At 35.2% G+C, this 15,187-nt stretch carries 11 protein-coding genes; 5 read left to right on the top strand and 6 right to left on the bottom strand.

The genetic code is table 11. The annotated features are described in order from the left end of the window. Window positions 1-2: 2 nt before the first annotated feature. From GXM17_RS00135 to GXM17_RS00125, 3 genes are read right to left on the bottom strand one after another with little or no spacing between them, the layout of a single operon-like run. Window positions 3-2,240, bottom strand: a complete 2,238-nt coding sequence (locus GXM17_RS00135) for a xanthine dehydrogenase family protein molybdopterin-binding subunit (protein WP_163397275.1) — start codon at window positions 2,238-2,240, stop codon at window positions 3-5. 19 nt (window positions 2,241-2,259) lie between these two features. Next, window positions 2,260-3,279: an FAD binding domain-containing protein gene (locus GXM17_RS00130; protein WP_163397274.1), complete on the bottom strand. Its 1,020-nt coding sequence runs from the start codon at window positions 3,277-3,279 to the stop codon at window positions 2,260-2,262. After that, window positions 3,272-3,757 (bottom strand): (2Fe-2S)-binding protein, encoded by a 486-nt coding sequence (locus GXM17_RS00125; protein ID WP_163397273.1) that lies wholly within the window; start codon window positions 3,755-3,757, stop codon window positions 3,272-3,274. Before GXM17_RS00125 ends, GXM17_RS00130 begins: the two co-directional genes overlap by 8 nt. 281 nt (window positions 3,758-4,038) lie before the next feature. Here GXM17_RS00125 and GXM17_RS00120 point away from each other — a divergent pair, with 281 nt between their 5' ends. Next, complete coding sequence (locus GXM17_RS00120; RefSeq protein WP_163397272.1) at window positions 4,039-4,257, top strand: hypothetical protein; 219 nt, start codon at window positions 4,039-4,041, stop codon at window positions 4,255-4,257. Window positions 4,258-4,283: 26 nt separating this feature from the next. Next, a complete protein-coding gene (locus GXM17_RS00115; RefSeq protein WP_163397271.1) occupies window positions 4,284-4,652 on the top strand; it encodes a hypothetical protein in 369 nt (122 codons plus the stop codon). An 86-nt stretch (window positions 4,653-4,738) separates the two neighbouring features. Here GXM17_RS00115 and GXM17_RS00110 read toward each other — a convergent pair whose 3' ends face one another. Together GXM17_RS00110 and GXM17_RS21535 are read right to left on the bottom strand one after the other, a co-directional pair. After that, window positions 4,739-5,248, bottom strand: coding sequence for a PRC-barrel domain-containing protein (locus GXM17_RS00110; protein ID WP_163397269.1), 510 nt, complete (start codon window positions 5,246-5,248; stop codon window positions 4,739-4,741). A gap of 54 nt (window positions 5,249-5,302) precedes the next feature. Continuing rightward, window positions 5,303-5,467: a hypothetical protein gene (locus GXM17_RS21535; RefSeq protein WP_167522102.1), complete on the bottom strand. Its 165-nt coding sequence runs from the start codon at window positions 5,465-5,467 to the stop codon at window positions 5,303-5,305. A 341-nt stretch (window positions 5,468-5,808) separates the two neighbouring features. Between GXM17_RS21535 and GXM17_RS00105 the strand changes: the two genes are divergently transcribed. Continuing rightward, window positions 5,809-6,816, top strand: coding sequence for a mannose-1-phosphate guanylyltransferase (locus GXM17_RS00105; protein WP_163397267.1), 1,008 nt, complete (start codon window positions 5,809-5,811; stop codon window positions 6,814-6,816). 72 nt (window positions 6,817-6,888) lie between these two features. After that, a complete protein-coding gene (locus tag GXM17_RS00100; RefSeq protein ID WP_163397265.1) occupies window positions 6,889-9,081 on the top strand; it encodes a hypothetical protein in 2,193 nt (730 codons plus the stop codon). 222 nt (window positions 9,082-9,303) lie between these two features. Here the strand turns inward: GXM17_RS00100 and GXM17_RS00095 are convergent, their stop codons facing one another. Further along, complete coding sequence (locus tag GXM17_RS00095; protein WP_163397264.1) at window positions 9,304-9,897, bottom strand: YciE/YciF ferroxidase family protein; 594 nt, start codon at window positions 9,895-9,897, stop codon at window positions 9,304-9,306. Between the two features lie 566 nt (window positions 9,898-10,463). On the opposite strand from GXM17_RS00095, the gene GXM17_RS00090 reads away from it, so the two are divergent. After that, entirely contained in the window at window positions 10,464-15,170 is a 4,707-nt protein-coding gene (locus GXM17_RS00090; RefSeq protein WP_163397263.1) for a PAS domain S-box protein, read from the top strand. Window positions 15,171-15,187: the final 17 nt, after the last annotated feature.

Below are 15,187 nucleotides of genomic sequence, written 5' to 3'. Positions count from 1 at the left end.
TTTCAGAGCAGTTTATCAAAATGGATGGGGAGATCATTTATCCTTTTTCCTGTTGCATGGTATACTGCATTTGCAATAGCCGGCGGCATTCCTACAATTCCAATTTCCCCTACTCCTTTTATGCCCAAATCATTTACAAATTCATCCTGTTCTTCTACAAAAATGACACTCAGGTCATTAATATCAGCATGAACCGGAATATGATATTCTGCCAGATTCGGATTTATATATTTCCCGAAGCGGTGATCTGTGATAGTTTCTTCATGTAATGCTTTGCTAATACCCCATATCATTCCGCCTAAAATCTGGCTTTCTGCTGTTTTGGGATTAATGATTTTGCCAGCTGCTACACTTGTGAGAGCCCTTTTGACTTCAATAACGCCCAATTCTTCATCTACTTCTACTTCTACAAAAACAGCGCTGTGTACTGCTTTGGCCTTTTTGCCCTGGGTTAGAGGATTGGGCATTGCCATATTGGTAGTTTTTATTTCTTCAAGCGACAATTTTTCTAAAATTTCTTTGATACTGATTTTATATTCCGGACTCTGCTTTGATATTAAAAATCCGTTTCTAAAGATAATATCTTCGAATGGTGCATTGCTTACGAATGAATCCTTAAGCGAAGCGGCTTTTTTTACTATTTTCTTTTTTAGTGCAATACAGGCTGTCTGAACTGCTGTACCAACTGTTGCTGTTGTAAAAGAACCGCCCTGGATAGGTGCAAACGGCATAGCGCTGTCTGCATAAGAGAATGTGATATCTTCTAAATCCATTCCCAATTCATCTGATGCAATCTGGCTCATAACAGTGAGTGTTCCCGTTCCGATATCTGTAACAGCACTTTTTAATGTTGCTTTTCCGTCGATTGAAATTTTCGCTTCAACACGTGCGAAAAGCCGGTTAGCATCCCAAATTCCTGTTGCCATGCCAAATCCAACAAGTTTATTGCCGCGTTTCATGCTTGCGGGTTCGGGATTTCTTTTCGACCATCCAAATTTTTCTGCTCCCCGGAGATAGCATTCCCTGAGTTCTTTACTCGAATATTCTTTCTCTGAACTCTTATCAATATCAGAATAATTAATGAGTCTAAATTCAAGCGGGTCTATATTTAATTTATAAGCCAGTTCATCCATCGTAATTTCTATCGCATGCATGCCGGTACTTCCTCCGGGAGCACGCATATCCAATGGCGAATAAACATCAAGCGGAACCAGTTTGCTTTCGAACAACGTATTTTCGGCCGGATAAAGCATATTTGACCAATTGACAACCATTTCTACATAGTCTTCAAACTGAGAAGTTTCAGCTACTGCTTTATGGTATAGGGCATTTACTTTTCCGTTTTCGTCTGCTCCAAATTTGGTGTACTGAATTGTTGGCGGCCTGTGTCCGAAAGTAAACATCTGTGCACGGTCCAGAGTTACCCTGACATTGCGTTTCAGGGCCAGTGATGCCATTACAGCCATAAAAAGCTGGTACTGCGGTCTGAGTCCGGATCCAAATGCCCCTCCTACGAAAGGAGAAATAACCTGAACGTTTTTCATTTTTAAACCAAAGACATTTGCAACATACAGCTGTGAATTAATAGTTCCCTGCGTTTTATCGTAAATTTTTAGTTTTTTGCTGCCTTCATAAATAACTGTTGAAGCAAACATCTCCATCGGATTATGATGTTCTGTTCCATGTTTAAATTCACCTGAACTTTGCACATGCGAATTCCGGTAAGCTTCTTCAAAATCTCCTTTTGGTTTCGGCGGTGGCGGTTTTAGCATGGAAGCCAGTCCTTTTTTAGGATCCCGTGCCTTATGCAAATTAGATTCTACATCCGTTTCAAATTCCTCTTCTATGTAAGCAAGTTTTATTTTCGTTGCAGCATATCTTGCCATTTCGAATGTTTCTGCTACTACTAAAGCTATAGGCTGACCGTTGAATTTTATTTCATTATCTTTTAAAGGTTTAAAAACTGTTCCGGGAGGTGCATCCATATCTGCATACTGAATATCAAACCAGGCAGTTGACGGTCTGTTTTCATGTGTGAAAATTTCCACTACCCCATCCAGCATTTTGGCATCAGTAGTGTCTATTACTGCAATTTTACCTTTGGTTACAGTACTGTTGACCACATAGCCATATAGTAAATCCGATGCCTCATATTCTCCTGCATATCTGGCCTGACCGGTAACTTTTAAAGGACCTTCCAAGCGGCTGATTGGCTTTCCTATCACTTCTGATTTAGTCATTTCTAATAATTAAAATTAATCATAATGAAGGTTTTGCGCCAGGACGCTGCGTTTCCGGATTAAGTGCCATTATGCAATTTCTGATAATAGCTCTTTTGGCAAGTTCAATCTTGAACGAATTATGTTTGTATCCTTTTGCTCCCTCTAAAATAATATCTGCTGCTATAGCAAAATTTTCCCGGCTTGGTTGTTTTTCTTTTAAAAAATCTTCTGCTTCGATAACACGCCAGGGTTTGTGGGCTACACCGCCTAAAGCAATGCGTGCTTCCTTAATAGTACTGTCCTCTATATCAAGTGCCGTCGCAACTGAAACCAGTGCAAAAGAATAGGAACTTCTGTCCCTTAATTTCAGGTAAGAGTAGTTTTTTTCGAATCCTTTCTTAGGAATATCAATACCGGAAATGATTTCTCCGTAAGTTAGATTATTATCAATATGAGGAGTATCGCCGGGAATCCTGTGAAAATCGGCAAAAGGCAATGTCCTCTCTCCTTCCGGACCATCAATGTTGACAACGGCATCCAACGCAGCCAGTGCCACACACATATCCGAAGGAAAAACGGCAATACAGCTTTCACTTTGCCCTAAAATGGCGTGTATCCTGTTGTATCCGTTGATAGCAGAACACCCGGAACCCGGATCACGTTTGTTACAAGGCGTATTGATATCATAAAAATAATAACATCTTGTGCGCTGCAGGAGATTTCCACCATTGGTCGCCATATTTCTGATCTGCGCTGAAGCTCCTGCCAGAATCGCTTTTGAAAGCAAAGGATAGCATTCCTCGATAATAGGATCATAAGCTGTATCAGCATTGGTATGAAGTGCACCAAGTCTCACTCCGCCATTTTCAAGGCGAAAAATAGAATTGAAATCTTTAATTGGATTAATATCTACCAGTTTATCTGCCTTAGTGATAAAATATTTTAAAAGGTCATTTATATTAGTGCCGCCTGCGACCAATTTATTTCTGATGTCGCCATTAAGTTCGGTAATGGCATCCGGCATGTTTGAAACTTTTATATAATTGAAATTATTCATTATAACCTCCTTCCTTTACTGCCATGACGGCATCAATGATACCTTTATTGGCACCACATCTGCAGAGATTTCCGGACATCAGTTCCTGAACTTCCTCTCTGGTCTGAGCCTTATTTTCGCCTAACATTCCTACAGCACTGCAGATTTGGCCAGGAGTACAATAACCGCACTGAAAAGCATCATGTTCTATAAAAGCTTTTTGAACAGGATGCAGGTTTTCGCCATTAGAAATTCCTTCGATCGTTGTGATTTGAGCACCATCTTTCATCACTCCTAATGTCAGGCAGCTCAAGATCCTTTTACCGTTCACCAAGACCGTACAGGCACCGCATTGTCCATGGTCGCATCCTTTCTTTGTACCGGTAAAGTGCAGATGTTCCCGCAAAACATCCAGCAGTGAAACCCATGGCTGGATGTCCAGCTGGTAATGCCGTCCGTTGACATTGAGGGAAACTGAATGTTCATTTCTATTATTCATAATGAAGCATGTATATAAGAATCAAATCTTGTTAATGTACTGATTTTCAAAAACCTGAAAATACAACATGATTTAATTTTAGGGTTATAGGATTTTATTTAACCTTTTCAAAATTTCAATTTTATCTAATTATTAATTGTCCTTTATACAGACCAAATTATTCAGATTAACTCAGGTTTCAGACAAAATACAAAAACTTAAAATTATATCTCAAAAATTAAAAAACTGATTATTTCTTCTTATCAATAAACACATAACATACTTATTAACAAATAATTAAAATGAAAATTGAAGCAAATTATATAAATGCTCGGCGTAATTATATAAAATTATTCTTAACACATTTAGCAATTTTAATAATCATTAAAAAAATCAGAAACTTAGCTATCGGAGAAGGTTTTTCAGAAACGGATAGTAATAATATCAAAGAAAATAAAAACAATAGTGAAGGCAAAACCATCGAAGAAACAACAGATCCTTCGAAGCTTTCTAAACTTTAATTATTAACACACAAAAATTAAGTATTATGTCAAGACAAAATTATGATAACTACGATCAGGAAGATTTTAGTTACCACGCGGCGGATCATTCTGCAAGCGATTCGATTAATTCAGAAATTATGGAAAAAAAAGATCCTGCAATCAACCAGCATCAGGATGAGTCACATCGACATAAACATATGCCTGAATACTATGATGATAACGATAATGTATCAGCTGATCACAAAAAGGAAAATGACACCTCTGATCCCTTCTTTCAAAAAAATGCACCAATTGCTCAGGATTTAGATGAAGATCTCAAAAATGATGATGAGGATGATATTTTTGGTAATGATGCTGACAGAAGAACTTTAGATGAAGAAAAAGCAGATGAAGACGATGATAAAGACTATTAGTTATTACAAGAATTGACAAGAACAAAAAACCCTGAAAAGAAATTTTAATTATTCTTTTCAGGGTTCTGTTTATATCAAAATTGCATTTAGTAGTTGTCAAACTCCCTGCGTTTGTAAAAAGTATCATCATCGCTATCTGACTCAAAACGTGAAGTATCATCCGGGTAATAGGACCTAAATACAGACCTTTCATAATTTCTGTCAAAATTATGATGTTGGTTGTATCTGCTTGTTCTTCTAAATGTGTTATAGTCAATATTAGTGGCCATCACGATTTTTGTATCCTTATTGATGCTGACTGATCCAATAGGAATAATAATATGGCTGTTGCCATCCTTATAGATAAACTCCTTTCCATTGTCATTTGCCAGGGCATCATGTATCTCGTTTCGGCTGTCCTCTATTAAGGCTTTATCTAAATTTACATCAAGATAAACAACGCGCTGCATATCTTTATTAACCCAGAGATTATCAATTTTGCCAATGGTTCTGTTATCAGCATCTACTATTTTCCATCCTCGTACGTCAGAATAGTTTGAAGCAATCTTATAATCAGAAAGCTCATCCAGTCTGTATAAATTTCTATCTTTTTCCATATTTGTTCAAATATTAAAATTATTTCTTCCTAAATTTTTTCTTACAGAAACATTTTAATTTACTGTGTCTGTGTCAATCGTGTTTTCGATTTCCATATTATTACCACTCTGCGTCGCATTGTCTCTCAAAAAGACATAGTAAACAAGTGCAAAGATTAACAGGATTGCTACAATCCATGGCCATATACGCTTCTTTTTTTCAATTTTAATTTCTGCCATAACTTTAATTTTTTTAATAAACATTATTTTACAATAAAAGTACAAATGATGAGAAACTATAAAGTATTTAATTTCTTTCAGAACTTACACAATTCCCAGTATATTAATATTTTAACTTTTATAATAAACTGTTTAAGCAGTGATTAATAAAACAAATTATATAAGCATTAACGAAAATTCTGTAAAAAATTCCATATAACGAAATTTTATATTTGGCATAGATTATTAGCAAGACTGCTTTAAAAAACGAGTTTGCGTTTTAGTGGTAAAAGCACATTAAAAATCGGCAAGGGGCAGAAACACTACACTAAATATAGTTTAAGATTTATTATTTAAGCACCATGGAAAAACAGAATTCAGTGATACACGTAATTTTAACCGGCGGAGTAGGAAGCAGACTATGGCCTTTGTCACGCAAAAGCCGTCCGAAACAATATTTGGAAATATTTGATGGAAAATCTCTTTTTGAGATGACTGTTGACCGAAATAGCCATTTGGCTGATAACGTAATGGTTGTTGGAAATGCTGACAATCACCATTTGAGTGAAAAAGTGATGAATAAAACCAATACGCAATATCTAAATATCGTAGAAGCTACACCCAGAAATACTGCAGCTGCTATTGCATTTGCAGCATTTGCAGCAAAACCTGATGATATTTTAATCGTTACGCCTTCTGACCACATTATAGACGGAATGATCGATTATAATATTGCAATAGAAAATGCCGTATCAAAAGCAAATGACGGTTATATTGTGACTTTTGGCATTATACCAACTAAACCGGAAACAGGTTATGGATATATTGAAGCTCAGGGTGATAATGTAGTTTCTTTTCGGGAAAAGCCAAATGAAGCTACTGCCAGGGAATTTATGTCTAGGGGAAATTTTTTATGGAACAGCGGGATGTTTTGCTTTAAAGCAGGTGTACTTTTAGATGAACTCAAAAAATTTCAGTCTGAGGTTTATGAAAAAGCAAAAAAAGCCTGGGAAGCAAACACTCACGGTTTTCTCGATTACGATTTGTCAATGGAAATTCCATCAATTAGTATTGATTATGCCGTTATGGAACACAGCAAAAAAATAAAGGTAGTCCCTGCCTCTTTTTCCTGGTCAGATTTGGGATCGTTCGAAGCTGTTTATGATTATTTGCTGTCAGGGAATCATCCTGTCGATGAATACGGCAATATGGTAATTGGCTGCGAAAAACATACGACGTTTCTGGGACTCAGAAATACTATTTTTGTTTATACAGATAATGCAAATTTGATTTTACAAAAAGAGAATTCACAAGATGTAAAAGATATTTATAGTGCATTAGAAAAGCAAAATTCAATGCTGTTAAACTAAAAAGCAATTTTCGCGGTGAAAAATTGAGGTAGATTTATAAAAAATCAAATTAATTACTAAATTAATTTTATTATGATCAATCCCGTTACACCCTGGACTGCAACTGTACAGGATGATATTGACAATGGCACAGTTATTTTTGAAACAACATTATCACATTATAAATTACGTTTCTATAATACCGGAGACTCAATCTGGCTAACAACAGAATGCCCGGATGCCGGACGTATAGCCTACAGGCTTGCTTTTGGGATGAACAGCGATTTTGAAGATACCTTTGTAGAAAGAAATCCCGGGAATATAACAATTAAAACCTCTACACGATTAGCCAGTTACACTATAACAATATCTTTTCCCGGCAGCAACCCGCCTTTATTTAGATACACTACTAGTTTCAAATGTCACTTTTCATTCCTGATACCTTACTGGCCACGTGATATCGTTCCCCTTACTTTTGATGGAAGAATTGAAAATACTTCAGGAATTATACATGCGAAACAAGTAGGTACGAGATCAGGTAATTTGTATTTCAGTATGACAAAGCCCAAAAATGGTTCTGTATTTTATTTTCAGAATCTTACTGCGATGTCTTCTTACTGTGAAGCTTCTGAAACTACTGTCAGAGAATCCGTAGGGGGCGATTGGCCCGAAATAGGATTTCAATTTCCTGTTAATAAAATAAAACCAATACCGGCAGGAATTGAATATATCATATCAGATGCACTGGTAATTTTGTACGATGATATTGTGAAAAAAGACTCTGAAATAACATCCAGTTTCCTCGATGCTTTGGCAACAGTATATAAGTATATTCCTAAACCTAAACCTGTATATCAGGACTGGCTTTCGATAGCAGATAATGTACTGAACGATCTTAATATGAATAAAGCATGCTGGACAATGGTAAAGAGCTCCTCTTTTCTCACTGCCTATGCAGGCGATTACAAAACTCCTGCAGAAATTATGGTTCAGCTTGCCGTAATGCTTCCTCTTCATGAATACCTGGAATGGTCAGGTACACAGCATCCTCTTTTTGATACTCTTAACAAAAATCTTGCTGATTTTTATGATGAAAGGATTAAAACTGTTGTAAGGTGGCATCCGGAACGTGTAGGTAATCTGGATAAATCGGAAGAACAAAAACAGGAAATGGTAATGGATTCATGGTATCTGCATCATCCTATGTTAAACTTATCCCGTCTGGCTCACAGAGGCGACAAGGCAGCCGAGAAACTATTTCTGGACTCTATAGATTATGTTATTAAAGTAGCTAAGCATTTCAATTATGAGTGGCCGGTTTTTTACAAAATGACAACACTTGAGGTGATCAAAGCCGAAACTTCACCGGGAAAAGGCGGCGAGAAAGATGCTCCGGGATCGTATGCCCACATCATGATAATGGCTTATAAACTTACCGGAGAAAAACGTTTTCTTAGTGAAGCTGTTAAAGCCTTGAAAAGCTTAGACAACCTGGGTTTTGATATTTTTTATCAGGCCAATAATACCGCTTTCACCGCTGGAGCACTCGCAGAGTTATACCGGGAGACAAATGATGAAAAATATCTTAAACTTAGTTATTGCTGTCTTGCGGGAATATTTAAAAATGTACAGCTTTGGGAATGCGGATATGGATATGGTAAAAATTTCCCAACCTTCTTTTCTGTTTTTCCTTTAAGTGATGCGTCTTATACTGCTGCTTATGAAGAATTTGAAGTATATGCAGCTCTGCATCATTATATGGAGGTAACAGAAGGCATCGATATTCTGCCATCACTTAAAGTACTAATTCCCGAATTTATAAAATATGCTGCTTGCAGACTCGCCTACTACTACCCTCCTATGCTTCCAGGCGAAATGATCGATGAAGAGGTAAAAACGGGCGAAATCCAAAAAGATTTATGGGTTCCTCTTGAGGACATTCATGACGGCTGGGAAAAATCCGGCGGGGTCGGACAGGAAGTTTATGGCTCAGGGATGCCGTTTGGAGTTATTCCCAGACAATATTTTATGATTGAAGATCTTCAGCAATACGGTTTTCTGGATTATCCGGCATTAAAATTTCGATTCGTAAAAAAAACAGTTTCATTTCACGTAGGAGGCGATCCGCTTTATACGGCACAACTAACGTTTCCAGGAATTAAGAAATCTGTACTTGCTAAATTAAAAGTGGAACTCAAAGAAAAATCTTCCTACAAGGAAATTCGGCCAAATAAAGATTTAAAATTTGATTTTCCCGGCGGTTCAATAGTTCGCATAAGCTGGTAAAAACACAAAAAAAAAAACATCCGAACTACGCCTTTAATAAATTACACACTTTTTGGGATAGTGTCGCAAATACTGCATAAAAGCTTACTGCTGGTTAATCACTTGCCCTTATAATATTACCGCAATATGCTATATACCCTGATTCCATTTAAAATCCATAAAAAAACCTGTAATCAATTTTATTCTGATTACAGGTTTTTCAATGAATTACATACTCTGTTTTTATTTCTCATCTTCTTCTGAAGCATCAAAATTAATAGTATTGTAAGCCGCTTCTGTCAACAAAGTATCCGCCTCTTTTTCTTCCTCTAAAGTTTGCTGTAATAATGCTGCAGCTTCGTCTTCAGCTAGTGTTAAGGCAAATGCCGCCAGCGTTCCATATGACGCGATTTCGTAGTGTTCGATTTTTTGTGACGCTGCAATTATACCTGCATCTCTTACAGCTCCTTCCTGAGTCTCTTCCATTATACCTTCCCCTTCTTTGATCAGACCTTCCATTGCGTCACATTTTTTCGCAGCCGCTTTTTCTCCAATCAGTTCAAAAACTTTCTCTAATCTTTCAACTTGTCCTTGTGTGACGGTTAAGTGCTCATTTATTGCTGTAATCAGATTTTCTGAAGTTGCATTTTTTGCCATTTTAGGAAGTGCTTTTGTCAAAGCTTTTTCTGCCCAGTAGATGTCTTTTAAAGAATCTATAAATAATTCTCTTAAACCTTCTGCTGCATTAGATTTTGCTTTTACAGCTTTGCCTGTGGTTTGCGTTTTTGCTCCCTGAGTTTTTTTAGCGGGCGCTTTTTTAGTTTCTGTAGTTTTCATGATATTTTATTTAAGAATTAAACTAATCAAAAATAGAATTGATAAGAGTCTCATGCTTACAAAATTTCACTTGTATTTTGTAAAATTAGAATTTATAACTGCGATATATATATTTCTAATCATTATTAATGAACTTGTAAGCTAATTAATTCATTTCTTGTTAATTACAAACAAGGTAAAACACAATCTTACATTAGTCAGCCAAAAAATATATTAGCAGAAGAAATTTTAAAAAAAATTCTTAACTTAACGTAAAATACTTTTCCCGTGTCCTGTAAAATATCATTCAGGCGCCATCCAAAAACGAATATACGTTCCAACCCAAGTAGAAAAATATTTACTGAATTTTATATAATTTGCAACATAAAAGATACTGAACTGTCACTAAAGAAATCATAAACAACAATTATTATAAATGAATTGAATTATAAATATTTGGTATAAGTTTGTGTCGCCAAAATGCATATTTAACCGATAAAGTGCTTTATTTAAATATAAAGTTTCATCTTCGGAAATGTTTTTCAAACGCTAAATGAACAAATCGGATTTCAAAAAAAAAAGCAAAGATGAGTGTACAAGCAAATGAAGCAGGATATTATAAAATACCTTTTTTAAATTCGAAAATTACAATTACGATTGTCACGGCAGTTATATATGTCATTATTGCCGCAACATCGGGATTAGTATTTATTCCTCAAACAGATATAGCTCCCTTCTTCCCTGCCGTTGGTTTTAGTATAGCTGCAATTATTGTTTTCAGGAGAAAAGCGATACCTGGAGTATTATTAGGAAGTTTCGTTTTTTCATTCTGGTTCTTTGAGCCTTATGTTCGAAACGCCAAAACTTTTGAAGATGTAGTAAAGTTTTTATCTATTAGTTTTTTCAGGTCACTCGTTATTTGCTTAAATGCTGCAATAGTATCCTATTCAATACAATTGTGGTGTAAAAGTAAATACCCATTTAAAAAAGGCACCAACGTTTTATATTTCACGCTCTCGTGTCTGACTGGAAGTTTCCTTAGCACTTCTTGTGGAGTGATTTTGCTTGTAGCCACTCCTTATGTCAGTATGACTAATTTCATAATGATCTGGAGTAATCTATTTATTTCTAACGTTTTGGGGGCTGTGCTGTTTACTCCTTTTGTACTTTCATGGCTTTACAAAAGCAACGAAAGTGCCCGGTGGAAATGGAATAAGATAACTGAAGCCATAATTTTGACTTTACTTACAGTTATTGCTTCGGTATTTATTTTTACTACTAATGCACACAATGAATCAGTGATCTTTTTTTTCCTTGTTTGGGCAGCATATCGATTTAACTTGAAAACCATAACGTTTATCGCTTTATTAGTGACCATCATCTCATTATATTATACATCCGCTTTTTTAGACAGCTCTGGTAATAATCAGACTTATACCTATTCAATGTTGCAGCTTTTTCTTTTTGTGAATTTGGTTTCCATTATATTTCTGCATGGAATACTGGAAGAAAAACGAAGCAAAACTGATAAATTAAGTGAAAGCGAATATAAACTTAATGTCGAAAAAAACATTCTGGAGGCTACCATTCAAAGCCCTAACGGCATTAGTATATTCACTTTAGACACCAACCTTAATTATATCAATTTCAATTCAACACATGAAAACAATATGATGGAATTGTATGGGCATCAAATCAAAATTGGCGGTAATTTATTTGAATATATCACTGATCCGGAGGCACAACAAAATGCAGAGAAAATTTACAAACATGTTTTAAACGGAAACATTCATACAGTAGAAGATCAGCAGGAAAATCATCTTGGGAACTATTGGAATAGCTTTATATCGCCAATAAAAGACAGAAATAATATTATTATTGGAATAAGTACAATTTCTATAAACACAACCAGACAAAAATTAAACGAGGCTGAGTTAGAAAAAAACAACTGCTTTCTAAATGAACGTATAAAAGAAATAACCTGTCTGCAGAATATTTTTGAAATTACGAGTAACAATACATTTTCAATGTCAGATATGATTGCCGCTTGTGTAAAAACAATTCCGGATGCATTTCAGTTTCCGGAAACTACGAATTGCAGAATCATTGTACAGGGAGAGGAATATATTGCTAAAGACCAAAAAACAAATTGGTATATCCGGAAAAAATTAACACTCAATAAAGAAGAATATGGCATATTAGAAATTGGCAGCTTTCTTGAAAAACACCATTCTGACAGCTGTTTACCTGAAGAAGATCACCTATTGGGATCCATAGTGAATATTTTGTCCAAATCATTTGAAAATCATGTTGCAGAGGAAAACTTAAAAATAAGCGAAGAAAAATTCAGATCATTTTTCGAAAATGTTATGGATATCTATTTTATGTCTAATATGAAAGGTCAATTATTTGAAGTCAGTCCTTCTATCTTTGATTATTTAGGCTATACAAGACAAGAAATGCTCTCTATAAATATGGGGGATTTATACGTGAACCAAAATGATCGTAAAAAACTAATGGAGGCACTAATTGTAAATGGCGAAGTAAAAGATTATGAAATCGAACTGATTAAAAAAAATGGCCAGACTAGTTTCTTTGCCATGACTGCAAAATTAATCTCGAACGAAAAAGAAAATATTTCCCATTTTGAAGGCTCTGTACGCTGTCTGGATGAGTGGAAAAAAAATCAGTTATTAATAAGGGAACAACATCAAAAAATTAAAAAAAGCGAGCAGGACTTCCGCATCTTATTTGAAAATGTCCAGGATGTTTTTTTTAAAACTGATTTAAAAACTGATACTATATTAGATGTAAGTCCCTCATGCAGCTATTTTAATATCACAAGAGAAGAACTTATCGGGCAATCCATCTATAATATTTATCCTGATATTGAACAATTAAAACAAATGTCAGAAATAATAGCGGTAGAACATGAGATCAGAGATTATAACAATGAAATCATTATAAAGGACCAGCATTATTATGTGTCCATCAATGCTAAATTAATTTGGGACAGCGAAGGCAAACCTCAATATTTAGTAGGTGCTTTAAGAAACATTACTGAGCGCAGGGTTGCTGAAGAAAATTTAAAAATAAGCGAGGAAAATTATCGATTGATTTTTGACAGTATTCATGATGTGTTTTTCAAAACAGATCTGAGAACAAAAACAATACTGGACGTAAGCCCTTCGTGCCGGTATTTCAATGGGATAACCAGAGAAGAATTGATTGGTCAGAAAATGTCCAGCATATATAATAATAATACTCAAATGTTATTAATGTTCAATGAAGTTGCAGCGCAGAAAAAAATTATTGACTTTAACAACGAAATATTAATAAAAGGCAAAATATTTTATGTATCAATCAATGCCACAATTATTTATGATGAAAACGGCGAGCCTGAATTTGCAGTAGGAGCCATTAGGGATATTACAGAGCGAAGACTGGCTGAAGAAAACCTGAAGGTAAGTGAAGAGAAATTCCGTTCTATTTATGAAAGTTTTGAAGATATTTATTTTAAAAGGGATTTAGACGGTATAATACTGGAAGTCAGCCCATCAGTAAAAAAACATCTGGATATCGACCGGGAATCACTTATAGGAAAAAATTTCAATGATTTTTATTATGATCGTAGTGATGGCGATAAATTTTACCAAACTATTATTTTAGAAAAAGAAGTAAGCGACTTTGAAGAGCGTTTTACTAACGCCGAAGGAGAAATCTTGTTTTTTTCAGTTAATGCCAAATTACGTTATAACGATGATGATGTTCCGCCTTACATTGAAGGGACTATGCGCAACATTAATGAAAGGAAAAAAACTGAGCTGCAAATAGCATTAGCCAATGAAAAAATTAAGGAAAGCGAAAAAAAATACCGTACTATTTTTGAAAGTGTCCGTGATGTGTTCTTTAGGGCGTCTCTAAAAGATAAAAAAATTATAGACATTAGCCCTTCATGCTCCTATTTTGATATCAAACAGGAAGAAGTTATAGGAAACGACTTTGCTGACTTTTATTATAATCCTGAAGACAGGGTACACATACTGGAAGAATTGAAAATTTACGGAGAAATAAAAAATCATCACGTACAAATAATAGTCAATTCTAAAATATATACTGTTTCTGTCAATGCCATGATTATTTATGACGAAAACAGTGAACCGGAATATATCGTGGGTTCTATCCGCGATATATCAGACAGGATTGAAGCAAAAGAAAACCTGAAAATCAGTGAGGAAAAATTTCGCTCTATCTATGAAAATATCCAGGATGTGTACATGAAAACAACTATCGACGGGATTCTGATTGATGTGAGCCCTTCATTTGAAAAAAATTTCCAAATTCCACGTTCAGAAGTTATGGGTACTCCGGTTTTCGATTATTATTTCAACAAAAAAAATAAAGAATTGCTTTTAAGTAAATTACACACAGAAGGTCATATTTCTGATTTTGATGTACAGCTATATGATCCTTCAGGCAATCCTTTATATTTCTCCATAAATGCCCATCTTTTATATGATAAAGAAGGAAATCCAATAAATATAGAGGGAACAATGAGAAATATTAATGAGCGAAGACAGATGCAGGATGAAATGATTACCAAAAACAGAAAACTCGAATTTCAAAACACAGAGCTGGAACAATTTGCTTATATCGCATCACATGATTTACAAGAACCTTTAATCACTGTGAGTCATTGTTCTGAATTATTAGAAGAAGAACTGGCCGGAAAACTGGATGAAGATCAGCGACATTATTTAACCTTTATTCGTAGTTCTACTTCCCGTATGCAGCTTCTGGTCAAGGGGCTTTTAGATTATTCCAGAATTGGGAAAGAGAGAATAATGAGCACAGTTGACTGCAATACCATTGTATCAGATGTAATTTTGGATATGAAAAGCAGTATTGATGAATGCAATGCGACAATAGAATATCAGGACCTGCCAACAATTGAAGCTAATACTACTGAAATGAGGCAGTTATTTCAGAATTTGATCAGCAATGCTATTAAATTCAGGAAAAAAGGAAACAGTCCGAAAGTAAAAATAACAGCCGTAATGGAAGAAAAAAAATGGGTGTTTTCAGTAGCTGATAATGGTATCGGTATCAAAAAAGAAGATCTGGAAAAAGTTTTTGTCATTTTTAAGCGATTGCATAATCGAAATGAATATCAGGGCACAGGTATTGGACTGTCCCATTGCAAAAAAATTATTGAACATCATAATGGAAGAATTTGGGTCGAATCAAAATATAATGAAGGAAGCACTTTTAAATGGACATTGCCATTTAACTAAAATATATAACGGAGCTG

Source organism: Flavobacterium fluviatile, from assembly GCF_010645065.1.
GTDB lineage: Bacteria > Bacteroidota > Bacteroidia > Flavobacteriales > Flavobacteriaceae > Flavobacterium > Flavobacterium fluviatile.
This window is presented reverse-complemented; position numbering and strand designations above follow the sequence as displayed.

What these genes read in the sequence shown, in the direction of transcription:
- GXM17_RS00115 (WP_163397271.1), top strand. Translation starts at nt 4,284, where the DNA reads ATGTCAAGACAAAATTATGATAACTACGATCAGGAAGATTTTAGTTAC.
- GXM17_RS00120 (WP_163397272.1), top strand. Translation starts at nt 4,039, where the DNA reads ATGAAAATTGAAGCAAATTATATAAATGCTCGGCGTAATTATATAAAA.
- GXM17_RS00105 (WP_163397267.1), top strand. Translation starts at nt 5,809, where the DNA reads ATGGAAAAACAGAATTCAGTGATACACGTAATTTTAACCGGCGGAGTA.
- GXM17_RS00100 (WP_163397265.1), top strand. Translation starts at nt 6,889, where the DNA reads ATGATCAATCCCGTTACACCCTGGACTGCAACTGTACAGGATGATATT.
- GXM17_RS21535 (WP_167522102.1), bottom strand. Translation starts at nt 5,467, where the DNA reads ATGGCAGAAATTAAAATTGAAAAAAAGAAGCGTATATGGCCATGGATT.
- GXM17_RS00135 (WP_163397275.1), bottom strand. Translation starts at nt 2,240, where the DNA reads ATGACTAAATCAGAAGTGATAGGAAAGCCAATCAGCCGCTTGGAAGGT.
- GXM17_RS00090 (WP_163397263.1), top strand. Translation starts at nt 10,464, where the DNA reads ATGAGTGTACAAGCAAATGAAGCAGGATATTATAAAATACCTTTTTTA.
- GXM17_RS00095 (WP_163397264.1), bottom strand. Translation starts at nt 9,897, where the DNA reads ATGAAAACTACAGAAACTAAAAAAGCGCCCGCTAAAAAAACTCAGGGA.
- GXM17_RS00110 (WP_163397269.1), bottom strand. Translation starts at nt 5,248, where the DNA reads ATGGAAAAAGATAGAAATTTATACAGACTGGATGAGCTTTCTGATTAT.
- GXM17_RS00125 (WP_163397273.1), bottom strand. Translation starts at nt 3,757, where the DNA reads ATGAATAATAGAAATGAACATTCAGTTTCCCTCAATGTCAACGGACGG.
- GXM17_RS00130 (WP_163397274.1), bottom strand. Translation starts at nt 3,279, where the DNA reads ATGAATAATTTCAATTATATAAAAGTTTCAAACATGCCGGATGCCATT.